Source organism: Thioalkalivibrio sp. ALE22 (assembly GCF_000381445.1).
Classification (GTDB): Bacteria; Pseudomonadota; Gammaproteobacteria; order Ectothiorhodospirales; family Ectothiorhodospiraceae; genus Thioalkalivibrio.
The window spans coordinates 78,442-100,562 of sequence record NZ_KB906505.1 but is presented as its reverse complement, the minus strand read 5'-3'; the positions used below and the strand labels follow the sequence as shown (position 1 = coordinate 100,562).

The following is a 22,121-nucleotide window of genomic DNA, read 5'->3' as shown; positions in this document are numbered from 1 at the left end:
TTCCCGGCCCGGTACCTCGGGCTTACCCCTTCCAGGCCATACAAGGACCCGCCCATGAACCTCCGCTCGCTGTCCGTTCGATCCAAGCTGGTCATCACCATCGTGGTACCCGTGGCCGCGCTCCTGCTGCTGGCCGCCCTGGCGGCCCGCGGCACGGCCAATATCGAAGAAGGCGTGCAGAACATCTACCACGACCGGGTCGTGCCCCTGCAGCAGTTGAAGACCATCGCGGACAACTACGCGGTGCTGGTCATCGATGCCGTGAACAAGGCCGATGCCGGGCGCATGACCGCGGAAGAGGCCCTGGCCGACGTACGCGAGGCGCGCACGGAGATCGCCACAATCTGGGAGGCCTACCTGGCCACGACGCTGACGCCCCGGGAACAGGAACTCGCCGATGGCGCCCGCGCGCTGTTCCGCGCGGCCAACGCGGACCTGGACCGCCTGGAGGCGGCGCTGGGCGGGATGTCGGGCAATGTGCAGGGCGAACTCGACGCCTTCAACGGCCCGCTGTACGACAGCATCGACCCGATCAGCGACCAGATCACCGAGCTGGTCGACCTGCAGATCGACGTCGCCGGCGCGGAGGCCGAACGGGTATCGGAGTTCTATACCCAGGTGCTGGTGCGCAGCGGCGCCCTGATGCTGGTGGTCCTGATCGGGGTCGTGATTACCGGGGTGTGGACCTATCGGTCGGTGGCGCTCCCGATCGCGCACATGCGCGAGACGCTGGAGGGGATTGCTGGCGACCATGACCTGTCGCGCCGGGTGAATGTCGGCGCGAACGACGAGATCGGTGCGACCGCGACCGCCCTGAACAGCATGCTCGACCAGTTCCAGGACTCCATCCGCGAGCTGCGCACCCTGACCGACCAGATGGCCTCGGCCGCCGAGCAGCTGTCCGCGGTCAGCGCGCAGACGGACGGCAACATCGACCAGCAGCGTTCGCAGACCGAGCAGGTCTCGACCGCGATGAACGAGATGGCGGCGACGGTCCAGGAGGTTGCGCGCAACGCCTCCGATGCCGCCTCCTCCAGCCAGGAAGCCGACCAGGAGTCCCGTGCGGGCGGCGAGGTCGTGCGTACCGTCGTCAGCGACATCGGCCGCCTGTCCGGCGAGGTCGCCACCATCGAAGAAACCGTGCGCAACCTGGACGAGAAAGGTCAGCAGATCGGCTCGGTGCTGGACGTGATCCGCGGGATCGCGGAGCAGACCAACCTGCTGGCCCTGAACGCGGCGATCGAGGCCGCCCGCGCGGGCGAACAGGGCCGCGGCTTTGCGGTGGTCGCCGACGAGGTCCGCACCCTCGCCTCGCGCACCCAGGACTCCACCGCCGACATCCAGGCGATGATCGAGGCGCTGCAGGCGGGCACCCGCAACGCGGTCACCGCCATGGGTCGCGGACGCGAGATGGCGGAGGCCACCAGCAACGATGCCGAGCGCGCCGGCCAGGCACTGGAATCCATCGTCCAGGCCATCGGCCGGATCAGCGACATGACCACGCAGATCGCCAGCGCCGCGGAAGAACAGAACGCCGTGGCCGAGGAGATCAACCGCAACATCTACGCGATCAACGACATCACCGGCGACACCGCCAATGGCTCGCGCCAGACCGCGACCGCCAGCCAGGAGGTCGCGGACATCGCCTCGCGCGTACGCGACCTGGCCTCCGCCTACCGCATCGCCTGATCCCCACGCAGGCGACCCAGGCGCGGCCCGCGCCACGGCGGCCACCGGACCCGGCTTCCGGGCACAACGACCGCGGCGGTATAGTCGTGCGGCGTTTTCCCGGGAGGTCGCATGAGACTCTGGTCGAAATGGAAAAAAGGCGGCACGCTGCTGGCCGATGTGCTCAAGCGCAACGGGGTCGACCCCAGGGCGGCCGCTGCCAGGGAGGTCTTTCGCCAGATCCTGGACGACGCGGAGGCGGCGGCCGATGCCCGCCTGAAAGACGAGCAGGCCGACGGCTCGCTATCCCCGGACGAACGCAACACCCGCTGGGAGGCGCTGTTCTTCGAGGATATCCGCGCCCGGGCCAGGGACTACGCACAATCCGCGCGCAACCAGCGCAAGAATTAACCCGACCACACTGCCGGGTCCATTTCGTGGCGCCCGTCGCGCTTCGTGCTACCCTCCGCCACGTTTCCCGATCCACCGGTCCCGCCCATGAAATTCTTCCGCCTGATCAGCGTCCTCGAGGGGTTGTCGCTCATTACCCTGCTGTTTATCGCGATGCCGCTGCGCACCTACGCGGACATGCCCCTGGCCGTGACCTATGCTGGCTGGGTCCACGGCATCCTGTTCATCGTCTACGGCGCGGCGTCGGTGATGGCCAGCCACCTGACCGGCTGGCCGGTGTGGAAATGGCTGCTGGTGCTGTTCCTCGGCGTGGTGCCCTTCGGCTTCCTCTACGTGGACTACCTGATCCGCCGCGAAACCGCCGCCACCGGAAACGCCGAGACGGCCTGACACGCAACTGCCGCCGCTCAAGCGCGACCGATCGGCACAGCCCCACACGACATCATCCCGGCCTCAGCGGAGCGCAGAGCCGGGAGCGCCCACGCCGGCCTTGCCACCGACCGCGCCCGCCCCACCGGCGGAGACCCCGGATCACCGCTGCGCGGCGTCCGGGACGACGGAGCGCAGGAGACCCGACGTCAGGCTTTGTGCCTTGCCCTGCACGTCTGGTGGCGCAAGGGCGTCGGGCGCACCCCTTCCACGGCCGAGAGTGTCGACACCAGACGAGTCCGGGTCTGAGCGCGCGTGGTGCCGACCCGCGCCGGCTCAGTCTGCGTCGCGCAGGAGCTGCTGCTCCATGTCGACGATGAAGCCCGGCAGGGTGTCGAGATCGTGCTGATCACGCACGCCCTGCTCGCCCTCGCGCACCAGCGCGCCGCCCGGGTGGTCGTCGCTGTGCAGGAACTGATAGGTGATCTGACCCGGGTAGAACACCTCCACCTCGGTCCATTCCAGGTCGGCTTCGTCCAGGTCCCCATCGACACGGCGAGCGACGATGTCGGCCTCCCCGTCTTCCAGCCCCAGGGTCATCGGCAGCGAGACCAGGTGCCAGCGCGCGCCCGCGGCACTGTGAACCGCGAAGGCGACGTTGTAGGACGCGCCATGTTCCAGGGTCTTGCTGTCCCGGGCGTTGGGGGCCTCCAGCGTGCGGGTGAGTGCAATCCGCCAGGCGCCGTCTTCGTAGCCACCATCGGCACGGATCGCGCCGCGGCTGCCGCTCGGCTCCCGCAGGAACCGCTGCGGGATCACATCGCCTTCCTGCCAGTCGTGGTCCGGATCGAAGGCGATTGCGTTGCCCTCGTGGATGTAATAAGCATCGTCCTGGCCGTACTCGCGGGCGATCAGGGCCTCCCACTCCAGGGCGGGGGCTCCGACCTGCTCCGGATCGAACATCCAGGCAGGCTGATCGGCGTCGTCATCCCAGTTGGTCGTGAACATGCTGGTGCCCTCGGACGACAGGCGGTAGTGCAGCACGTAGTTGTTGTCCGCGTAGCCCATCGGGTGGCTGCGGTGGGAGCGCCACTGCCACAGGTCGAGGAACACACCGTCGGACTGCAACTGTTCCAGGGCCTCGTCATCGATGACCTGATCCCAGGAGACCTCTTCCGGATCCTCCGTGACGCGGGTCTGCGGGAGGTACTTGCGCACGTCGCTGCGCCCGAGGTCGCCGCCCAGCTTGGGATGCTCGCGAACGGCATCCGCGTCCACCTCGGAGGTCAGGCTGCGCATACCGTCGTGCGCGGTCATCCATCCGCCCATGCGGTCGAAACCCTCCACCTTGCCGTCGTCCAGCATCATGGAGATTCGGTCCTCGTACAGGCCGTGCTCGTCCGGCCCCGGGCCGCCGGATCCGTAGCGCACCCACTCGCCATCCTCGTAGCGCCAGACCTGGTGATACCAGCTGGGCGTATCGGTCTCGTACTCGTAATGGATGCGGAAGTCTTCGTCGTTATAGACCGCGGCGACCCGCAGAACCGCGCGGGCATCCTCTTCGGCGGGAATAAAGACATTACGATCGGTGTCCACGACACGGGGTTCGGCCAGCCCCAGAGCCGGGCAGGCGGCGGCGACCGCAAGGGCCATCAGTGATTTCTTCATTTGGCTCTCCCTATATATGGCTATGAAGATATGCTGAACTCCCTACGACCACAAGGGAATTAGTAGGTTCCTCCCGGGTGTCCCGACAGAGATCACGGCCAGAGGCCGTGCAACGCTGGCACCCGCACCCGGCGGGAGCCGCACACCCTCAACGAAGGAGACCTGGATGAATCACCACGATGAAGCGTTTCTCCGACGCGCACAGGCCGCGCGCGAGCGCATCGATGAAATTGAGCCGAAACAGGTAGACGACCACCTGGCATCCGGTGCCATCGCCATTGATGTGCGCGAACCGGAGGAGTACCAGAAGGGCAGCCTTCCGAACGCCCGCAACGTTGCGCTGGATTCCATCACCCGCCAGATCGAGGGGGTGGTGCCTGACAAGGGCGCGCCCCTGGTCTGCTTCTGCAATGGTGGCAACCGCGGGGCACTGGCGGCGGCCCAGCTGGTGGATATGGGCTATACCAATGTCCAGTCCATCGCGGGCGGACTGCGCGCCTATCAGGACCCGGATGACACCCCGGAAAAATGAGTAATCCCCCTGATCGATGACAGGCCGTGCGCCCGAGCCTCCGCGGGCGGGCGCAGCTTCCACCTTGCGCCTGCGCGCATGGTTAAATCGGCCCTCGTCTTTCTGATAGCGAAACCGCCATGATTGCCGTGATCTTTGAAGTGGAACCGCACGCCGAGCGCAAGCAGGACTACCTGGACGCGGCCGCGAGCCTGCGCGAACACCTGAAGGACGTCGACGGATTCATCTCCATCGAACGTTTCGAAAGCCTGAGCCAGCCGGGCAAGGTGCTGTCGCTGTCCTTCTGGCGGGACGAGGCCGCGGTGCGGCAATGGCGCAACCTCGAGGAACACCGTCAGGTGCAGGCGGCCGGGCGCGGCGGCATCTTTGCCGACTATCGCCTGCGCGTGGCCGAGGTGGTCCGCGACTACGGCATGCACGAACGCGACCAGGCCCCGCACGACTCACGCGACGCCCACGGAAACTGACGCTCGCCACGCCCACTGCGCGCAACGGCCCCCGCGCTGGACTATAGCTTCAGGGTTACTCACTGGAGGAGACGGGCATGGGCATCCTGAACGAGTTCAAGCAGTTTGTGGCGCGCGGCAACGTGGTGGATATGGCCGTGGGCGTGATCATCGGGCTGGCGTTCGGCCAGATCGTGTCGTCCTTGGTATCGGATGTGGTGATGCCGCCGATCGGCCTGCTGATTGGCGGGGTCGACTTTTCCGATCTGGTGATCGTGCTGCGCGAGGCCGAGAATGGCGTGGCGGCGGTCACCATCAATTACGGAGTGTTCATCAAGCGCGTGGTGGACTTCCTGATCATTGCGGCCGTGGTATTCGCCGCCATCAAGATGATCGCGCGCCTCCAGCACAAGGAGGAGGCCAGGCCCGCGGAACCCCCGGCCCCCAGTAACGAGGAGAAGCTGCTGGCCGAGATCCGGGACCTGCTGAAGGCGCGCCAGGACGGCTAAGGGAAAAATCTGGGGTACCAACCCCGCGGGGCTGTCCGGCGGAACCCGGTCGCCCCGCCCGCGTCCGAGCGTGGAGAGCCGATCAGGAGACAGGTTTGGACAACGCCATCGAAGTACAGGGACTGGTACGGGACTTCGCCGCCACGCGGGCCGTGGACGGCGTCGATCTGCGGGTACCAACCGGACAGGTCCTGGGCCTGCTGGGGCCGAACGGCGCCGGCAAGACCACCGTGGTCCGCATGCTGGCCACCCTGCTCGCGCCCACCGCCGGCACGGCCCGCGTGGGCGGGTTCGATGTGGCCCGCGAGGCCGCGCGGGTTCGCGAGATTATCGGCCTGACCGGCCAGTACGCCTCGGTGGACGAAAAGCTGACCGGCCGCGAGAACCTGATCCTGATCGCCCGCCTGCTGGGCCTCAAGCGCGCCGATGCCCGGGCCCGTGCGGACGCGCTGCTCGCGGACTTCTCGCTGCAGGAGGCCGGGCGACGCCCCGCGCAGACCTACTCCGGGGGTATGCGCCGACGCCTGGACCTGGCCGCCAGCCTGGTCGGACGGCCGCGCATCCTGTTCCTGGACGAGCCGTCCACCGGCCTCGACCCGCGCGCCCGCCGCGACCTGTGGGAACGGGTGCGCCAGTTACAGGCGGCGGGCACCACCGTCCTGCTGACCACCCAGTATCTGGAGGAGGCCGACGCCCTGGCCGATGCCATCGTGGTGCTGGATCAGGGCCGCGTAATCGCCGAGGGCACGGCCGCCGAACTGAAGGCCCGGGTCGGGGCGCGCAGCCTCTACGTGACAGTGGCGGACCCGGCGACCAGCGACCGCGCAGCCGGGATCGTCACCGGGCTCGCGGGACGCCCGGCCCAGGTCGAGGGGGCGCAAATCAGCGCGCCGGTGCAGGATGCCGGGCTGCTTCCCGCCGTGTTGCGGCGCCTGGACGACGCCGGGATCGAGGTGGTCGATCTGGGGCTGCGCGGCGCCAGCCTGGATGATGTGTTCCTGTCCCTGACCGGGCGCAGTGGCGCCGGCCACGCGGAACCGGACGCCGGGGAGGACGCGGCATGAACGCCATTGACCAGACCCTGGCGCTGGCCTGGCGCAGCCTGGTGCAGGTACGCCGCAATCCCTGGGAACTGGGCGACTACTCGATCCAGCCGATCCTGTTCCTGGTGCTGTTCCTGTTCGTGTTCGGCGGGGCCATTGCCGGTTCGCCCGAGAACTATCTGGCGTTCGTGCTGCCCGGCGTGATCGTGATGAACATGCTGTTTGTGACCGTGTACGTCGGCCACGGCCTGAACACCGACCTGACCCGCGGCGTATTCGATCGCTTTCGTGCCCTGCCCATCCCGCGCTGGGCGCCACTGGCCGGACGCATCCTGGCGGACGTGGTCAAGCAACTGCTGTGTATCGCCCTGTTGCTGATCGTCGGGTTCCTGCTCGGCTTCCGCCTGGAGACCTCGTGGGCGCACCTGCTGGCGATGGTCGCGCTTGTGCTGAGCTTCGCGGTGGCCTTTTCCTGGGTGATGGTGCTGGTGGGCGTGATCGCGCGCGACCCGGAGCATGTGCAGCTGTTTGGCTTTACCGCGCTGTTCCCGGTCACCTTCGTCAGCTCCGCGTTCGTGCCCGTGGACACGATGCCGACCTGGCTGCAGGGCTTTGTACAGGCCAACCCCGTCTCGCTGCTGGCGGAGGCCGCCCGCGCCCTGATGAACGCCGACGGCCCGGCCCTGCAACCGGCCCTGTGGTCGCTGGCCTGGGCCCTGGGCATTGCCGGTGTGTTCGCGCCGCTGTCGGTCTATGCGCTCAACCGGCGACTGGCGCGCGGCTGAACGTGGCACCCGTCGGCTGACCAAAAAAGGGCCGCCGCTTCCCGCGACGGCCCGGCAGGCCCCGTGTGAGGGGGGTTACGGGATCAGTAAACCGGCACCAGCGCGTAGCCCTGGTTCTGGTAGCCCATGACCGCGATGAAGCCGCTGCGCACCGGCTGGATCGGATCCAGGATGGTGTCGTTGTCCACACCATAGGCCCGCGTCGCGGCGGCGCAGACCTCCATCTTCACACCCAGCTCGTCCAGGCGGTCCACCGCCTTCGCGATCTCCTCCAGGGTGTCGGCGTGATCGATCGCAACCTCGGGCTCTGGGTCGGTGTTGATGAACTTGACCGCCTCGGCGATAAAGACCATGCGCAGATCGGGCTCCACGCCCTCCTTGAGCAGGTTCTCGTGGTTGGTGGCGATGCCGCGCAGGTAGGCCAGCATCACGTTGGGGTCGGACTTGCGCATGTCGTAGACCGCGCGCATCGTCTCGATGCCCTGGGTCGCCTCGCGATTGTCCAGACCCTCGGCGCTCGCCGTGGAGGCCAGGCCAAACGGCAACAGGACGGCCAGCAACAGGATCAGCATTCGATTTCGCATGGTGGTTCTCCTCCTTTTATGGTGAAGGCCCGGGTGTTTCGTCCCCGGGCTCGAAACCCGAACCCTTCAGGCTCAATAGATCGGGATGACCGCGTAGCCCTGGGCCTGGTAACCGGTCAGGGACACGAAGGTATTGCGCACCGGCTCGATGCCGGGCAGCAGTTCGCCGTGTTCGACGCCGAACAGGCGGGTGGCCACGGCGCAGGACTCCATGCGCACGCCCTTCTCCTTCAGTGCCGCCACGTGCTCCTCGATCGCATCCAGGTGGTCGAACTCCGTCAGCTCGAAGCGCTCGCGATCCTCGGAGACCATGGTCACGGCCCGCCCGCGAAAGGCGAGGATCATGTCGGGCTCAACGCCCTGATCGGTCAGGTCTTCAAAGGTCTCGCGGATCACCATCAGGTACAGCGCGAGCAGCTCCGGGTCGTTGTTGTTCAGGTCGAACACGACGCGACCCTGCTCGACGCCGTCCAGGGCGCGGGCGTCGGTGGGGGTTTCGGCCTGGACGCTCAGGGTGGTCAGCGACAGGGTCAGCAGCAGGAACAGGGATGCAACGATCTTCATCGGGGATTCTCCTTTGGGGCCATCGATAGCAGAACGGGTTACGGGCACTCGGCCGAAGGCATCGCGATGGCGCGCCAGGCGGCCTCCTGGGTCTCGGGCAGGTAGTGCGCCAGGGGTTTCTCGAGCACGCCGTCGAGGTACAGGTGCAACAGGCGGATGGCGCCACCGAACGCGGCGGTGGCCGCCACCGGGATCTCCATGGGCCGGACCTCGCCGGCGGCCATGCCCTGTTCGATGCACTCGCGCATGCGCTGGAACGGCTGCGAGGAGCACACCGGCGGCTCGTCCGGAAGAAACTCGCGGTGCCGCGCCTCGAGCACGAAACGCATCGTCTGCGGGGCCTCGGTGGCGGCCCGGAACAGGAACGCGATGATCCCGTCGCAGCGTGCGCGGCAACCGCTCTCGCGCTCCATCACCTCGGCCAGGCCCGCATCCATGCGTTGCAGCAGCGCGTCGTACAGCGCCTTGGCCAGCGCCTCCTTGTTGCCGAAGTGGTGATAGATCGAGCCGATGGAGACACCGGCCTGACGCCGGATGTCATGGATGGAGGTATTGAAATAGCCATCCTGACTGAACCGCTCGAGCGCGGTATCCAGTACCAGTTTGCGCAGCGCGGCGCCGCGCACGGATTGCTTCGGGTTCTCTGTCATCGCCCATACCGAACCGAACGTTCGTTCTAATTTAGCGCGAAGATATGGGAAATGCCACATGCGACCCGGCACTGCCTTCTCGCCAGGACCCATTCTCCGCACAACCGACCTTCACGTACGCGGTGTACTTCCCGCGCTGTACTTCCCAGGGAAATGCTGATCCACGTACACCCTCGCCCTTAAAAGAGCCCGGGTTTCCGGCCGATTGCGGTTTTGCAAGCGCCCCATCGGCCAGGGGGCTGGCCTCCTGCAAATGCTGACTCCAGACCAGTAGGAGCCGAGCCCTCTCGGCGATTGAGGCCTTGCCCACGCCCTGCCGGCAGGGGCTGGCTTCCCACAGGCGAGGGACCCGGACGCTCCGCATTGGGATTCAGAAGTCCTCGAACTCCATGGCGCGGAACACGCGGCCGGCGTTCTGGCGATGCAGCTCGCCGTAGGTGTCCAGGTGGCGGTAGGCGGTCTGGTCGATGTTGTAGGCATCGTTCAGCGTGCCGCCCTCGTCGAGGATGCGCTGGACCTCCTCGCGCAGGTACACGAGATAATCGTGGGTGTAGCGGCGCAACACGTCGAAGTCGTTCACCGGGTCGCCGTGGCCGGGGATGATGTACTCGGCCTCCAGGGCCTCCAGTTCGTGCCAGGTCTCGATCCAGCCGGCGGTATCGGTGTACTCGAAGATCGGCAGCATGCGCTGATGGAAGGCCAGGTCCCCGGTGATCAGGACCTTGCGCTCCGGCGCCCAGAGGGCGATATCGCCCGGCGCGTGGCCCGGCCCGAGGTAGCGGATCTGAATGGTTTCACCACCCATCTCCAGGTCCAGGCGGGTGGCGAAGGTGACGTCCGGCGTGCCCAGCTCGGTCATGAACGCCTTGTCGCGGGTGCGCGTGGCGGCCGCTTCCAGGCTCGCCTGACCATTGGCCTCGATCTCGCGCCAGGCATCGTTGTGCGCGATCACCGTGGCGCCCTGCTCCTGCCAGTAGGTCATGCCCAGCATCGCGTGGCCCTGGGCATTCTCGAGAACCACGTACTTCACCGGCTGGTCGGTAAGCTTCTTGATCTCCTGATGCAGCGACTTGGCCAGCAGGTAGTTGTCGCCGGCGTTCATCACCACCACGCCGTCATCGGTGATGATGAACGACAGGTTGTTGTTGTGGCCGGAGTTCTCGTAGGTGGAGGGCTGGGTCGCGCCGATCGCGGACCAGACGCCATCGGTCACCTTCTGCGGGCGGTCGTAAAGGAACGAGTCGCGCGCCTTGTCCAGCACGTAGAGGGGCAGGCCCGCGTCCTTCCACTCGAAGAAGCCGCCGGGGTAGTTGTACACGTTGGTATAACCCATCTGCTGCAGAGTCTGCGCCGCGGCCACGCTGCGCAGGTTCTGGCCACAGTAGACGACGATCGGCGTGTCCTTGTCCGGGATCTCGCCGGGTACCTCGAACTCGATCCAGCCGCGCGGGATATTCAGCGTCTCGCTGGAGCGGATCTGCCCGCCGGTGTGATCAATCTCGGTACGTGTGCGCACATCAATCACCACGTGGTCAGGCTCGCTGGCGATCAGGTCCTGCAGGCCCTCCTGGTCGATGTTGGTGATCTCCGCGTTCGCCGCCTCCAGCAGCGTGTCGCCCGTCAGCACATCGGCCTGCGCGGCACTGCTGCCCACCGCGACAAGGGCCAGCCCCAGCCAGATCGCTCGCATGGTGATTCTCCGGTTCGTATCCATCCCTTCACCATAGCCCTCCGCGGCGGCGGCAGCCAGGCCCGTTGCTTGAGCCGCCTCCGGCAGCGTCTATATTCATGTTGTAGGCACACGGCCCCGCGGCCGAAGGAGCCCGCAATGAGCACCCATATGGCGGATGTCACCATCCACATCGACGAGGACACCGACCACGCGGCCCGCGAACGCATCCAGGATGCCCTGCGCGAACTCCCGGGCGTGATGGCCGCGTCCAGCCACGATGAACGCCCGCACCTGATGGTGGTGGAGTACGACCCGCAACGCATCAACAGCCGCAAGCTGCTGGACACGGTCACAGCCTCCGGTGTGCATGCCGAACTGATCGGCCTTTAAGGAGACGCTGATTGAATCGCACGTCCGCGTTGGCGCCCCCTGTTTTCCGAGACAAGGCACGTCGTGCAGCGGGTAGTGGTTCTACCCGCAAGCGGCGCAACGCAGGATCGGGGAACAGGGGGCACCAACCCCACAAGCCAGTGAAAGCAGGGGCTCGGCCGCTTTTGCGCGCGCACAGCGTTGCGGTTCCCTTGTGCAGAATGACTGCACGGCAGTCACCGCGCCTTGTTCGCGCGCAAAAGCGACTCGAGCGCGGACGTGCGATTCAATCAGCGTCTCCTTAAGGCCCCCCTGCGGAGGGAGCCGCGCGCCGCCGCGGAGGCGGGACAATCCTGCATCGGTCTGTCACCATACGGCCGATGGGGGAATCGGCCGACATCCAGCGTGGCAGCACGCATGCCGCAAGCAGGGACGCCCGCCGCACCGCGCGACGGCCGCGCCCGGAGGGCTGGAGCGTACTGCTGGGCATCGGCCTGGTGCTGGCCATGGCCTATGTCGCCCTGCCCCATGGCCCGCTGGCCAGCGCCCTCTACGTCATCACGACCGCCGGCGCCGCGGTGGCAGTTGCCCTCGCCACCCTGCGCCCTCAACGCCCGTTCGCCGCCTCGTCCTGGGCCCTGATCGCCGCCGCGCTGGCACTGGCCGCCACGGGGCACGGCATCTGGTACTGGCTGGACCTGCAGGGCCTGGAGCCCTTCCCTTCGGCCGCGGATGTCTTCTACCTCGCCGTGTACCCGCTGTTCGCCGTGGCGTTGTGGCGCTTGGGGGCCCAGGCCGCGCGGAACGATGGCGCCTTCGTGGATGCGCTGATCGTGGGGATCTCGGCCGCGGTCCTCGGCTGGGCCCTGCTGATCGCCCCCTACACCTACGACCCCGGACTCGGCTGGCTGCAACTGCTGGTCTCCACGGGCTACCCCGTTGCCGATCTCATCCTGCTGGTGCTGGTGCTGCGCCTGGTGTTCCTGCAGCGTACGGGCATCACCGCTCACAGCTTCCTGCTGCTGGGGATGCTGGCCTATCTGGCCGCCGACCTGCTGTATGCCCACGGCAACTCTGCGGGCTGGTACCGGGCAGGCGGGCTGACCGACGCCCTCTGGCTCGTGGCCTATGCGCTGATCGCGGCGGCCGCATGGCACCCGTCCGCGAGGGTGGAACCGCGAACCCATACCTCGCCTGCCGAGCTCTCCGGGCGGCGCCTGCTGATCCTGGGGGCGGCCTCGGTGCTGGTCCCCATGGTGATCCTGGCCACCGCCGGCGGCGAGACGGAGACCATCCGCGTGGCCGCGATCGCGTCCATCCTGCTGTTCCTGCTGGTGATGTACCGCATGGCAGGCCTGCTCCGCGAAACCCACGTACTGGCGCAGCGACTGGAACACCTCTCCCGCAGCGACGCGCTGACCGGGGTCGGCAATCGTCGCCACCTGGAGGAACAACTGGACCGCGAAATCGCGCGGGCCGAGCGTAATGCCGGACCACTGACCCTGGCCTTCCTGGATATCGATCACTTCAAGCGCTACAACGACACCCACGGCCATGCCGCCGGCGACGCCCTGCTCCGCGACATGGTCCGCGCCTGGCGCCCGAGCCTGCGCCCCACGGACCTGCTGGCGCGCTTCGGCGGGGAGGAGTTCGTGATCGTGTTTCCGCATACGGATGCCCGGCAGACGCGCCACATCCTGGAGCGCCTGCGCGCGGCGATGCCCAGCGGCCAGACCTGCTCCGGCGGCATTGCCAGCTTCCGCCCGGGGGATACGGCGGATTCGCTGCTGGGCCGCGCCGACCAGGCCCTGTACGCCGCCAAGAACAGCGGACGCGACCGCATTATCATCGCCAGCACCGACGCCCTGCCCCAGTCGGACACGGCAGCAACCGATCAAGGAAACATCGATTCATGACCGCATCCACCCGCGCCACGCTGCGCGCCGCCATCGGACCCGGCCTGCTGATGGCCGGCGCGGCGGTGGGCGTCTCGCATCTGGTCCAGGCCACCCGCGGCGGCGCCGAATACGGGCTGCTGCTGATCCCGATCGTGCTCCTGGCCTGCCTGTTCAAGTACCCCTTTCTGGAATTCGGGCCACGCTACGCGGCCGCCACCGGGCACAACCTGCTGACCGGCTATCACCGGCTCGGCAACTGGGCCCTGGGCCTGTACATCGCGGTGACGCTGGGCACGCTGTTCATCATCCAGGCCGTGGTGACACTGACCACCGCGGGGCTGTTCGCCCTGGTCTTCGGGCTGGACCTGTCGATGGTCGTGCTCTCCGCGCTGATCCTGGCCGCCTGCATCGCTTTCCTGATGGTCGAGGCCTACAAGGGGCTCGACCTGGGCATGAAGATCATCATGGCCGCGCTGAGTGTATCCACCGTGGTCGCGGTCGCCCTGGCGTTCCAGGAGGCCCCGGACTGGCATGCGCTCTCCGGCGCCCGGGAATGGTCGAACCTGTGGACCCTGGCCGGTCTCGCCTTCGTGCTGGCGTTGCTGGGATGGATGCCGATCCCGCTGGACGTGGCGGCCTGGCACTCGGTCTGGACTCAGGAACGCGCGCGCATGACCGGGCATCACCCCAGTGTGCGCGAGGCCGTGTTCGACTTCCGGCTGGGCTTCTTCGGTGCCACCGCGCTGGCACTCGTGTTCATGCTCCTGGGGGCCCTGCTGATGTACGGCAGCGGCGTCGGCTTCGCGCCGGGGGCGGCCGCCTTCTCGGCGCAACTGGTGGATCTCTACGCCCAGAGCCTGGGCGAATGGAGTCGCTCCCTGATCGCGATCGCGGCGCTGACCACGATGTTCTCCACCACCCTGGCCGTGACCGACGCCTACCCGCGAGTGATCATGGCCACCCTGCGCGCGCTGCGCGAGAACAGCCACCAGCCCCGGAGCAGCGACCCGGACACGGGCGCCGAGGGCCGGCTGGAATGGTGGGGCTATCGCATCGCCCTGCTGATCGTCGCCACCGGGGCGTTGGCCCTGATCTGGCTCGCCGGCGAGCAGTTCACACGCTTCGTCGATATCGCGACCACCCTGTCATTCCTCTCGGCCCCGATCCTCGCCTGGATCACTTTCCGAGCGGTGATGTCACCAGATATGCCGGCGGATGCCCGACCCGGGCCCGGCCTGCGTGCCCTGGCCTGGGCCGGCATCATCTTCCTGGCCGGGTTTTCGCTGGCCTGGCTGGTCTGGCGCTTCGTGCTCTGACCGCTCAGGAAGCCGGTTCGCCGGCGCGCACGCAGAAGCGGGCGAGGATCGCCACATCATGCCGGGCCTGCCCGGCCTCAAGCGCTGCATCCACGGCCTCGCGCACCGGCTTGAGCCCATCGGTCGCGAGCCCAAGGTCCCGGCTCAGATCGGCGATGATGCCCAGGTCCTTGTGATACAGCCCGACCTGGAACCCCGGCTCGAAGTCCCCGTCCAGCAGGCGCTGGCCATGCACCTCCAGGATGCGCGAGCTGGCAAAGCCGCCCATCAGCGCCTCGCGGACCCGGGCCGGATCCACACCCGACTGCTCCGCCAGCGCGAAGGCCTCGCCCACCGCGACCAGCGTCTCGCCCACCACCAGCTGGTTGCAGGCCTTGGCGATCTGTCCCGCCCCGCAGTCACCTACGTGCGTCAGGGTGGACCCCACGACCTCGAAGATCGGGCGCAGCGACTCGACCACCGCGGCGGGGCCGCCTACCATCAGGCTCAGGGAACCGGCCCGGGCACCGGGTTCGCCCCCCGAGACCGGGGCATCCACGAAGGTCACTTCGCGTTCGGCGGCCGCGCGGGCGATGGCACGCGTCCGCATCGGGTCGATGGTGCTGTGGTCGATCACGATCAGGCCGGGACGGGCGTGCTCCAGGATGCCGTCCGGGCCCAGCATCAGCGCCTCGACATCCGGCGTATCGGACACATTCAGCACCAGCACCCGCACGCCGCGAACCAGCTCCGGGAGGCTCGCGCACGACTGCGCCCCCTCCTGCGCGAGTGCTTCCGCCGTCTCCGGCCGGCGTGCCCAGACACGAACTTCGGCCCCGGCGGCCAGGAGGTTGCGGTTCATGGGCGCGCCCATGATGCCGAGGCCAATGGCCCCGATCGGCTGCAGTTCGGGCGGGATGGGGGATGCGGACATAGGGCACTCCGAAAACGGTACCCACGCACTGTAACAACCCCGCTGGAAAAGCGGCACATGGAGGGTGACCCGAATCATGCAACGCGAACACCTGCACGGCTCGCTGCTCGCCTTCACCGGTGTGATGGCGCTCAGCTTCGACGGGCTGCTGGTGCGCCTGGCCGACACTCAGGGCATGAACATCGTCTTCTGGCGCGGGCTGCTGATGCCGCTTGCCCTGACCCTGTTGCTGCGTGTCCTCGACGGGCGCTGGGCCTGGACCCACCTGCGCCTGGGCGGCGCGGATGCCGGCTGGGTCTCGGCAGGCTTTGCCGCCACCACCATCCTTTTCGTGCTGGCCATCCTGCACACCACGGTCGCCAACGTGGTCGTGATCCTGGCCGCCTCGCCGCTCTTCGCCGCCGTGTTTTCCGGGGTACTGCTGCGCGAGTGGGTGCCCCCGCGGACCTGGGTCGCGATGCTGGTCTGCCTCGGCGGGATCATCGGCGTATTTGCCGGGTCGCTGGAGGCCGGGGGCTGGCTGGGGGACGGGCTTGCGCTGCTGGCCGCTCTGGTGATCGGCATTAACCTGACGTTGCTGCGGCGGTCGCCACGGGTGGATCGCCTAGGGAAACACTGATCAATGTGCACGCTCGCGCTCGAGTCGCTTTTGCGTGCGAACAAGGCGCGGTGACTGCCGTGCAGTCATTCTGCACAAGGGAGCCGCAACGCTGTGCGCGCACAAAAGCGGCCGAGCCCCTGCATTGAATGATTTGTGGGGTTGGCACCCCAGGTTCCCCGATCCTGCGTTGCGCCACTTGCGGGTAGAACCACTACCCGCTACGCACCGCGCCTTGTCTCGGAAAACCTGGGGTGCCAACGCGAGCGTGAACATTGATCAGTGTTTCCCTAGCCGTGATCGCGGCGGGCGGGCTGCTGGCGGCCGTGATCGCCTGGCCGCTGGCCTCGCCGCTTGCGATCACGCTCGACAGCTTCGCGGTACTCGCCGTGATGGGGCTGGTCCAGCTCCCTCTGGCACTCGCGCTGATCGCCCTGTCGACCCGTTTCCTGCCGGCCGGCGAGGTCGCGCTGTTCCTGGTCCTGGAGGCGGTGTTCGGAACGCTCTGGGTCTGGCTGTTCCTGGCCGAGGCCCCGGGCCGCTGCACGCTGCTGGCCGGTGGCCTGGTACTCCTGACCCTGGCCCTGCACGCCGCCCGGGGCATGCGAAACAACATCCCCTAATGTTCTACTTTTCTACATATGATCAGGCAGTTATCTAGATTCTGATCGGAATAATCGCGGATAGTTCCCGTCCTACCTGTAACCGGAAACGAAAGGCATGGAAGCCCGCCACCGGATCCGGTCAGCTGCTTGCAGCGCGACATACGCCCCGGGCGTATCGACAACGAACACACGGGAACACAAGCAGGAGCCCGATCATGAAAAAACGCTACATCCTTCCGCTGGCCCTGGCCGCTGCCGCATTCGTCCTGCCGGGCACCGCCCTGGCCAACGACAACGGCTACTCCGAACAGAAAGTGGTCTACCACGTAAACCACGACAACGAACAGCGTCAGATCGGCGCGATGCGCAATATCCAGAACCACATCAACGCCGTTGGCGCCGACCGCATGAGCATCAAGGTAGTGATGCATGGAAACGGGCTCAGCCTGCTGCAGCACGCCAAGTCGAACGAAGACCTGAAGGCCTTCGTCGACCAGCTGAAGATGCAGGACGTGGACTTCCAGGTGTGCAACAACACCGTGGTCGGCCGGAACATCGATATCGCCAATGATCTCTACGACGCCTCCGCGGACGACATCATCCCGAGCGGCGTGGCCCACCTGTCGCATCTGCAGCAGCAGGGCTACACCTACGTGCGCCCGTAGGCGTTTCAGGCAAGTTCCCCCCGCGGCGGCCGCCATCTCCCGGTCGTCGCTTCGGGCCCGGGCCTTCCCGGGCCCTTTTCTTTGCTCCCATCCGAACCGAAGAACACCCCTTCAAGCCCGCCCGGACGGGAATAGGCGCATGCCCGGTGCGTCTTATAAACAGCCGCCGACCGCCTTCCCAGTGAAGCCCCCGGTCGCGGCGCGCCAACCCCGGCGCAAGGCCCCGTGGCGTACCCAAGACCCGCCCGGGTTCGTGATTGTTTCAGGAGAGGAACCTGTGCAATGAACGCAATGAAACTGATCCTTCCCGCCCTGCTCGCGATGGTGCTGAGCCTCCCCGGCCTGGCCGCCGCGGGCGACTTCGACTATGGCTATCACAAGGTCGTCTACCACGTGAACTACGATGACGAACGGCGCTACATGGCGGCGATGGGCAACATCCAGAACCACATCAACGCGGTCGGCGCCGAGAACATGGACATCAAGGTCGTCATGCATGGCGATGGCCTCGGCCTGCTCCAGACCGCGATGACCAACGAGAACCTGCGCGGGCGCATCGAGAACCTGAAGATGCAGGACGTGGAGTTCCAGGTCTGCGCGAACACCCTGCGCGGGCGCAACATCGCACTGGACGAGCTGTTCGATGCCTCCGAGGACGACGTGATCCCCAGCGGCGTGGCCCATATTTCCTGGTTGCAGCACCAGGGTTATACCTACAGCCGTCCGTAACGTCGGCAGCGGTATCAGAACGACCGGCCCGGATCAGACGATCCGGGCCTTTTTGATGGCGCGGCCCCGGGCCATTGGGAGCAGGCCCCCGAACCGGTATGGTATGCGCACCCCTTCGCCGCGAGCCCCGCCATGTCCGCGATCCGTATCGACCAGCTCCGCAAGACCTACGACAGCATCCACGTGGTCGACGGCGTGGACCTCGAGATCGCTCCGGGCGAATTCTTCGGGCTGCTGGGTCCCAACGGGGCCGGCAAGACCACCACCCTGCGCATGCTGCTCGGCATGACCCCGATCGACGGTGGCCGGGTCGAGGTCCTGGGCCTGCCGATGCCCGAGGGCGAACGCGCCGTGCGCGAACGACTGGGCATCGTGCCGCAGTTCGACACCCTCGACCCCGACTTCACCGTGATCGAGAACATGCGCACCTACGCTGCCTACTTCGGCCTGGCCGGACCAACGGTGGAGGCGCGCATTGACCGGCTGCTGGAGCAGGTCAACCTGAACGACAAGCGCGGCGCGCGTATCGACGCCCTGTCCGGCGGCATGAAGCGACGCCTGACCCTGGCACGCGCCCTGATCAACGAGCCGGAGGTGGTCGTCCTGGACGAACCCACCACCGGGCTGGACCCGCAGGCCCGCCATCACCTGTGGCGCCAGCTGCGGGCGCTGCGCGCCTCCGGGGTCACGTTGGTGCTGACCACGCACTACATGGAGGAGGCCCAGGAGCTGTGCGATCGCATCGCGATCATCGACCACGGCCGCATCATCGCCTGTGACGCCCCCAGCCGTCTGATCGCCGAGCACATCGAACCCTGGGTGCTGACCGTCGGCGGGGCCGGGGCCGGCGATGTGCTGCAGCGCGAACTGGGGGCGAAGGACCGCGCCCACCAGGTGGCCGATACCTGGCTGGTCTACACGACCGAGCCGGACCGCCTGCGCGAACGCCTGCGCGCGCTCGGGCACGAGTCCACCCTGCGCGAGGCCGACCTGGAAGACGTCTTTCTGAAACTCACCGGACACGAGCTGCGCGACTGATGGCCCATCCCGCGATGCCCCTGCTGCCCCGTCCCAGCCTGCGCTTCGTCGCCGTCTGGCGGCGCAATGCGCTGGTCTGGCGCAAGCTGATCGTGCCGTCGATGCTCGGCAACTTCGGCGAGCCGATCCTGTACCTGCTGGCGTTTGGCTACGGTTTCGGCAGCCTGGTCGGCGACCTCGACGGCATGAGTTACATGGTGTTCATCGCCTCCGGCATCATCTGCTCCTCCGCGATGTTCACCGCCAGCTTCGAGGGCATGTATTCCGCCTACACCCGCATGGCGGAGCAGAACACCTGGCTGGGCATGCTCGCCACGCCGCTCACGCTCGACGACATCGTCTTCGCCGAGGCCGTCTGGGCGGCGACCAAGGGCCTGGTCAGCGCCATCACCATCCTGGTCGTCGCCAGCCTGCTGGGGCTGGTCAGCGATGCCCGCGCGCTGCTCGCGCTGCCGGTGATCTTCCTCGCCGCGTTCACCTTCGGCGCCCTGGCCCTGGTGATCACCGCGCTGGCGCGCAGCTACGACTTCTTTCTCTACTACTTCACCCTGGCCGTCACCCCCATGCTCCTGCTCTCCGGGGTGTTCTTCCCGCTGACCGAGCTGCCCGGCTGGGTGCAGGGCCTTGCGCTGGCCCTCCCGCTGGCGCATGTGCTGGAGATCGTGCGCCCGCTGATGACCGGCGCCTGGCCGGACGCGTGGCTCCCGCATCTGGCCGTGATCACCGCCTACGGCGTCGGCGCCATCATCCTCGCGACCTTCCTGATCCGCCGCCGCCTGCTGCGCTGAGGGGCCGAACGCGCCGCCGGGTGTGCCAGAATAAGCGGCCTTCCCGCCCTGCCTGCCCGAGCCCGCAATGACCGACACCCCTGCCGACGACACGATCCTTCCCTACGACCCGGCGGCCACCACCCGCGTGTATCTCGCGACCGCCGCCGGCGGGCTGGCCCCGCTGGTCGCGCGCGAGCTGGAGGGCTTCGGCGCGACGGATCTGCGCGAGGACCGCGCCGGCATCCACTTCCGGGCGGACCTTGCCACGCTGTACCGCTGCCTGCTCGGCAGCCGGGTGGCCAGCCGCATCCTGCTGCCCCTGGCCCGTTTCGACGAACCCGACGGCGATGCCTGCCACGCCGCCAGCCGGGCCCTGGACTGGCCCGCCCTGTTCGGTCTCGAGGCCACCTTCGCGGTGGACGTGACGGGCAAGAGCTCGCACATCCGGCATACTCATTTCGCCGGGGTGCGGGTGAAGGACGGCATCGCCGACGCCTTTCGCGCCGCCACCGGCGAACGCCCCGACGTGGACGCGGCCGACCCGGACGTACGCGTACTGCTGCAACTGCAGGGCCGGCAGGCGCAGCTGAGCCTGGACATCGGTAACGGGGGCCTGCACCGACGCGGCTATCGCGGCGCGGGCGGCCAGGCCCCGCTGCGCGAGAACCTGGCCGCCGCGCTGCTGATTCGCGCCGGCTGGCCGGAGCACCTGGAGGCCCATCCGGACGCGCCGTTCCTCGACCCGTTCTGCGGCAGCGGGACGCTGGTGATCGAAGCGGCGCTGATGGCGACCCGTACCGCACCGGGGCTGCTGCGCACGGGATTCCGGGCCCGGGGCTGGTCCGGCCATGATGCGGAGCTCTGGGACCGCTGCCTGGCCGAGGCCCGCGATACCGTACGCCCCTGGCAGGGCCCGCCCCTGCTGGGCAGCGACCGCGACCGGGGCGCGGTGGCCGCCGCCCGCAAGGCGGCCCGGGCCGCGGGTGTGGACGACTGCACGCGCTTCGATCAGGCCGATGCCCTGACCCTGGAGCCCCCGGCCGATCACGGCATGCTGGTCAGCAACCCGCCCTACGGCGAACGCATCGGCAACACACCGGAGCTGATCAAGCTCTACAGCCTGCTGGGCGAGCGCCTGCGCAGCGCGTTTGGCGGCTGGCACGTCGCCCTGCTGGTCGCGGATACCACCGACTCGCAGCGGCTGGGCCTGCGTGCCAGCCACAAGCACCGCTTCTACAACGGCACCCTCGCCTGCCACCTGCTCCAGTTCGAGATCCATCGCCGCGAGGAACCGCCGGCTGCCCCGGCGCCGGACTTCGCCAACCGGCTGCAGAAGAACCTGCGTCACCTGACCCGCTGGGCGCGGCGCCAGGGCATCACCTGCTACCGCATCTACGATTCCGACCTGGCCGAATATCCCCTGCAGATCGACCGCTACGAGGCGGAAGACGGGACACTGCATCTGCATGTGCAGGAGTTCGCCGCCCCCGCCAGCGTCGAGCCCGCCCGAGCCGAGGCCCGCCTGCGCGGCGCACTGGCCGCCACCCTGGAGGTCACCGGCGTCGAACCCGCGCACCTGCACTACAAGCAACGCCGGGCCCAGAAGGGGCGCTCGCAGTACCAGCGCGCCGAGGCCGCCGAAGCCGCGCCCTTCACGGTGGTCGAACACGGTTGCCGCCTGCGGGTGGACCTGGATGCCTATCTGGATTCCGGGCTGTTCCTGGACCACCGCCCGATGCGCCTGCGACTGCAGCAGGAATGCCGCGGCCTGCGCCTGCTGAACCTGTTCTGCTACACCGCCGCGGTCAGCGTGCATGCCGCGGTGGGCAGCGCACGCCAGACCGTGTCCGTGGACCTGTCCAATACCTACCTGGAATGGGCCGAGGCGAACTTCCGCGCCAATGGCCTGGAGGCCGAAATCCGCGATGGCCGCAGCCGTCGCCTTCCGGGCACCCACACGCTGCTGCGCGAGGACGTGGTGCGCTGGCTGGAGGGCGCCACCGACATGCCCGGCATGGTCTTCGAGCGGATCTTTCTGGACCCACCCACCTTCTCCAACTCCAAGCGCACCGAGGATGACTTCGAGGTCCAGCGCGATCATGTGCCGCTGATCCTTGCGGCGGCGCGCCTGCTCACCCCGGATGGCGTGCTGTACTTCTCCACCAACCGCCGCCGCTTCGAGCTGGACCACGCGGCGCTGACCGGGCTCCAGGCCCGCGACATCACCCGCGAGACCCTGGACGAGGATTTCCGCCGTCCGCCGCCTCCCCATCGCTGCTGGGCAATCACACCCGCCAACGCCGGATAGCCGGATCGCCG

General features: G+C 67.7%; 22 protein-coding genes and 2 pseudogenes. 18 read left to right on the top strand and 6 right to left on the bottom strand.

The window, feature by feature from the left end; all coding sequences use genetic code 11:
- Positions 1–54 precede the first annotated feature (54 nt).
- From F793_RS0108510 to F793_RS0108500, 3 genes are all read left to right on the top strand, one after another.
- Positions 55–1,689 (top strand): methyl-accepting chemotaxis protein, encoded by a 1,635-nt coding sequence (locus tag F793_RS0108510; RefSeq protein ID WP_018882318.1) that lies wholly within the window; start codon positions 55–57, stop codon positions 1,687–1,689.
- Positions 1,690–1,800: 111 nt separating this feature from the next.
- Positions 1,801–2,079, top strand: a complete 279-nt coding sequence (locus F793_RS0108505; protein WP_018882317.1) for a hypothetical protein — start codon at positions 1,801–1,803, stop codon at positions 2,077–2,079.
- Positions 2,080–2,166: 87 nt separating this feature from the next.
- Positions 2,167–2,469, top strand: a complete 303-nt coding sequence (locus F793_RS0108500; protein WP_018882316.1) for a DUF3817 domain-containing protein — start codon at positions 2,167–2,169, stop codon at positions 2,467–2,469.
- 315 nt (positions 2,470–2,784) lie between these two features.
- Here the strand turns inward: F793_RS0108500 and F793_RS0108495 are convergent, their stop codons facing one another.
- The gene (locus tag F793_RS0108495) at positions 2,785–4,116 is read right to left on the bottom strand and encodes an ethylbenzene dehydrogenase-related protein (protein ID WP_018882315.1); all 1,332 of its coding nucleotides are present in this window, start codon (positions 4,114–4,116) and stop codon (positions 2,785–2,787) included.
- Positions 4,117–4,282: 166 nt separating this feature from the next.
- Between F793_RS0108495 and F793_RS0108490 the strand changes: the two genes are divergently transcribed.
- The 5 genes from F793_RS0108490 (at position 4,283) to F793_RS0108470 (ending at position 7,431) form a co-directional block, all read left to right on the top strand.
- Positions 4,283–4,648: a rhodanese-like domain-containing protein gene (locus F793_RS0108490; protein ID WP_018882314.1), complete on the top strand. Its 366-nt coding sequence runs from the start codon at positions 4,283–4,285 to the stop codon at positions 4,646–4,648.
- A gap of 119 nt (positions 4,649–4,767) precedes the next feature.
- Positions 4,768–5,115 carry an antibiotic biosynthesis monooxygenase gene (locus F793_RS0108485; protein ID WP_018866520.1) on the top strand — a complete coding sequence of 116 codons (348 nt, stop codon included), beginning with the start codon at positions 4,768–4,770 and terminating at the stop codon, positions 5,113–5,115.
- A 77-nt stretch (positions 5,116–5,192) separates the two neighbouring features.
- Entirely contained in the window at positions 5,193–5,603 is a 411-nt protein-coding gene (mscL, locus tag F793_RS0108480) for a large-conductance mechanosensitive channel protein MscL (protein WP_018866519.1), read from the top strand.
- A gap of 95 nt (positions 5,604–5,698) precedes the next feature.
- Positions 5,699–6,667 (top strand): daunorubicin resistance protein DrrA family ABC transporter ATP-binding protein, encoded by a 969-nt coding sequence (locus F793_RS0108475; protein ID WP_018882313.1) that lies wholly within the window; start codon positions 5,699–5,701, stop codon positions 6,665–6,667.
- Positions 6,664–7,431 carry an ABC transporter permease gene (locus F793_RS0108470; RefSeq protein ID WP_018866517.1) on the top strand — a complete coding sequence of 256 codons (768 nt, stop codon included), beginning with the start codon at positions 6,664–6,666 and terminating at the stop codon, positions 7,429–7,431. The genes F793_RS0108475 and F793_RS0108470 overlap by 4 nt, the downstream gene beginning before the upstream one ends.
- A gap of 83 nt (positions 7,432–7,514) precedes the next feature.
- On the opposite strand, the gene F793_RS0108465 is transcribed toward F793_RS0108470, so the two are convergent.
- From F793_RS0108465 to F793_RS0108450, 4 genes are all read right to left on the bottom strand, one after another.
- Positions 7,515–8,015: a DsrE family protein gene (locus tag F793_RS0108465; protein WP_026280733.1), complete on the bottom strand. Its 501-nt coding sequence runs from the start codon at positions 8,013–8,015 to the stop codon at positions 7,515–7,517.
- A gap of 72 nt (positions 8,016–8,087) precedes the next feature.
- On the bottom strand, positions 8,088–8,579 hold the full coding sequence (locus F793_RS0108460; RefSeq protein ID WP_018880789.1) for a DsrE family protein: 492 nt from the start codon (positions 8,577–8,579) through the stop codon (positions 8,088–8,090).
- A 38-nt stretch (positions 8,580–8,617) separates the two neighbouring features.
- Positions 8,618–9,229, bottom strand: a complete 612-nt coding sequence (locus F793_RS0108455) for a TetR/AcrR family transcriptional regulator (protein WP_018880788.1) — start codon at positions 9,227–9,229, stop codon at positions 8,618–8,620.
- A 370-nt stretch (positions 9,230–9,599) separates the two neighbouring features.
- Entirely contained in the window at positions 9,600–10,919 is a 1,320-nt protein-coding gene (locus F793_RS0108450) for a rhodanese-like domain-containing protein (RefSeq protein WP_018882312.1), read from the bottom strand.
- A gap of 138 nt (positions 10,920–11,057) precedes the next feature.
- On the opposite strand from F793_RS0108450, the gene F793_RS0108445 reads away from it, so the two are divergent.
- The 3 genes from F793_RS0108445 (at position 11,058) to F793_RS0108435 (ending at position 14,484) form a co-directional block, all read left to right on the top strand.
- Positions 11,058–11,291 carry a hypothetical protein gene (locus F793_RS0108445; protein ID WP_018866512.1) on the top strand — a complete coding sequence of 78 codons (234 nt, stop codon included), beginning with the start codon at positions 11,058–11,060 and terminating at the stop codon, positions 11,289–11,291.
- 359 nt (positions 11,292–11,650) lie between these two features.
- Positions 11,651–13,186 (top strand): GGDEF domain-containing protein, encoded by a 1,536-nt coding sequence (locus F793_RS0108440; protein WP_018879500.1) that lies wholly within the window; start codon positions 11,651–11,653, stop codon positions 13,184–13,186.
- A complete protein-coding gene (locus F793_RS0108435; RefSeq protein WP_018880785.1) occupies positions 13,183–14,484 on the top strand; it encodes an NRAMP family divalent metal transporter in 1,302 nt (433 codons plus the stop codon). Before F793_RS0108440 ends, F793_RS0108435 begins: the two co-directional genes overlap by 4 nt.
- Before the next feature lie 4 nt (positions 14,485–14,488).
- On the opposite strand, the gene F793_RS0108430 is transcribed toward F793_RS0108435, so the two are convergent.
- A complete protein-coding gene (locus F793_RS0108430) occupies positions 14,489–15,397 on the bottom strand; it encodes an NAD(P)-dependent oxidoreductase (RefSeq protein WP_018882311.1) in 909 nt (302 codons plus the stop codon).
- Positions 15,398–15,473: 76 nt separating this feature from the next.
- Here F793_RS0108430 and F793_RS13375 point away from each other — a divergent pair.
- From F793_RS13375 to rlmKL, 7 genes and pseudogenes are all read left to right on the top strand, one after another.
- Positions 15,474–16,004: pseudogene (locus F793_RS13375) on the top strand (EamA family transporter); the annotation flags it as partial.
- Between the two features lie 284 nt (positions 16,005–16,288).
- Positions 16,289–16,618 (top strand): annotated as a pseudogene (locus tag F793_RS13370) (EamA/RhaT family transporter); the annotation flags it as partial.
- A gap of 197 nt (positions 16,619–16,815) precedes the next feature.
- On the top strand, positions 16,816–17,265 hold the full coding sequence (locus F793_RS0108420; protein ID WP_018866508.1) for a DsrE family protein: 450 nt from the start codon (positions 16,816–16,818) through the stop codon (positions 17,263–17,265).
- Between the two features lie 282 nt (positions 17,266–17,547).
- Entirely contained in the window at positions 17,548–17,994 is a 447-nt protein-coding gene (locus tag F793_RS0108415; protein WP_019583198.1) for a DsrE family protein, read from the top strand.
- Positions 17,995–18,126: 132 nt separating this feature from the next.
- Complete coding sequence (locus F793_RS0108410) at positions 18,127–19,032, top strand: ABC transporter ATP-binding protein (protein ID WP_018882310.1); 906 nt, start codon at positions 18,127–18,129, stop codon at positions 19,030–19,032.
- The gene (locus F793_RS0108405) at positions 19,032–19,820 is read left to right on the top strand and encodes an ABC transporter permease (protein WP_018882309.1); all 789 of its coding nucleotides are present in this window, start codon (positions 19,032–19,034) and stop codon (positions 19,818–19,820) included. The genes F793_RS0108410 and F793_RS0108405 overlap by 1 nt, the downstream gene beginning before the upstream one ends.
- A 67-nt stretch (positions 19,821–19,887) precedes the next feature.
- Complete coding sequence (gene rlmKL, locus F793_RS0108400) at positions 19,888–22,110, top strand: bifunctional 23S rRNA (guanine(2069)-N(7))-methyltransferase RlmK/23S rRNA (guanine(2445)-N(2))-methyltransferase RlmL (protein ID WP_018882308.1); 2,223 nt, start codon at positions 19,888–19,890, stop codon at positions 22,108–22,110.
- Positions 22,111–22,121 lie beyond the last annotated feature (11 nt).

Coding starts and splice junctions, on each gene's coding strand:
- F793_RS0108510 (WP_018882318.1), top strand. CDS start 55: ATGAACCTCCGCTCGCTGTCCGTTCGATCCAAGCTGGTCATCACCATC.
- F793_RS0108505 (WP_018882317.1), top strand. CDS start 1,801: ATGAGACTCTGGTCGAAATGGAAAAAAGGCGGCACGCTGCTGGCCGAT.
- F793_RS0108500 (WP_018882316.1), top strand. CDS start 2,167: ATGAAATTCTTCCGCCTGATCAGCGTCCTCGAGGGGTTGTCGCTCATT.
- F793_RS0108495 (WP_018882315.1), bottom strand. CDS start 4,116: ATGAAGAAATCACTGATGGCCCTTGCGGTCGCCGCCGCCTGCCCGGCT.
- F793_RS0108490 (WP_018882314.1), top strand. CDS start 4,283: ATGAATCACCACGATGAAGCGTTTCTCCGACGCGCACAGGCCGCGCGC.
- F793_RS0108485 (WP_018866520.1), top strand. CDS start 4,768: ATGATTGCCGTGATCTTTGAAGTGGAACCGCACGCCGAGCGCAAGCAG.
- mscL (WP_018866519.1), top strand. CDS start 5,193: ATGGGCATCCTGAACGAGTTCAAGCAGTTTGTGGCGCGCGGCAACGTG.
- F793_RS0108470 (WP_018866517.1), top strand. CDS start 6,664: ATGAACGCCATTGACCAGACCCTGGCGCTGGCCTGGCGCAGCCTGGTG.
- F793_RS0108465 (WP_026280733.1), bottom strand. CDS start 8,015: ATGCGAAATCGAATGCTGATCCTGTTGCTGGCCGTCCTGTTGCCGTTT.
- F793_RS0108460 (WP_018880789.1), bottom strand. CDS start 8,579: ATGAAGATCGTTGCATCCCTGTTCCTGCTGCTGACCCTGTCGCTGACC.
- F793_RS0108455 (WP_018880788.1), bottom strand. CDS start 9,229: ATGACAGAGAACCCGAAGCAATCCGTGCGCGGCGCCGCGCTGCGCAAA.
- F793_RS0108450 (WP_018882312.1), bottom strand. CDS start 10,919: ATGCGAGCGATCTGGCTGGGGCTGGCCCTTGTCGCGGTGGGCAGCAGT.
- F793_RS0108445 (WP_018866512.1), top strand. CDS start 11,058: ATGAGCACCCATATGGCGGATGTCACCATCCACATCGACGAGGACACC.
- F793_RS0108440 (WP_018879500.1), top strand. CDS start 11,651: ATGGGGGAATCGGCCGACATCCAGCGTGGCAGCACGCATGCCGCAAGC.
- F793_RS0108435 (WP_018880785.1), top strand. CDS start 13,183: ATGACCGCATCCACCCGCGCCACGCTGCGCGCCGCCATCGGACCCGGC.
- F793_RS0108430 (WP_018882311.1), bottom strand. CDS start 15,397: ATGTCCGCATCCCCCATCCCGCCCGAACTGCAGCCGATCGGGGCCATT.
- F793_RS0108420 (WP_018866508.1), top strand. CDS start 16,816: ATGAAAAAACGCTACATCCTTCCGCTGGCCCTGGCCGCTGCCGCATTC.
- F793_RS0108415 (WP_019583198.1), top strand. CDS start 17,548: ATGAACGCAATGAAACTGATCCTTCCCGCCCTGCTCGCGATGGTGCTG.
- F793_RS0108410 (WP_018882310.1), top strand. CDS start 18,127: ATGTCCGCGATCCGTATCGACCAGCTCCGCAAGACCTACGACAGCATC.
- F793_RS0108405 (WP_018882309.1), top strand. CDS start 19,032: ATGGCCCATCCCGCGATGCCCCTGCTGCCCCGTCCCAGCCTGCGCTTC.
- rlmKL (WP_018882308.1), top strand. CDS start 19,888: ATGACCGACACCCCTGCCGACGACACGATCCTTCCCTACGACCCGGCG.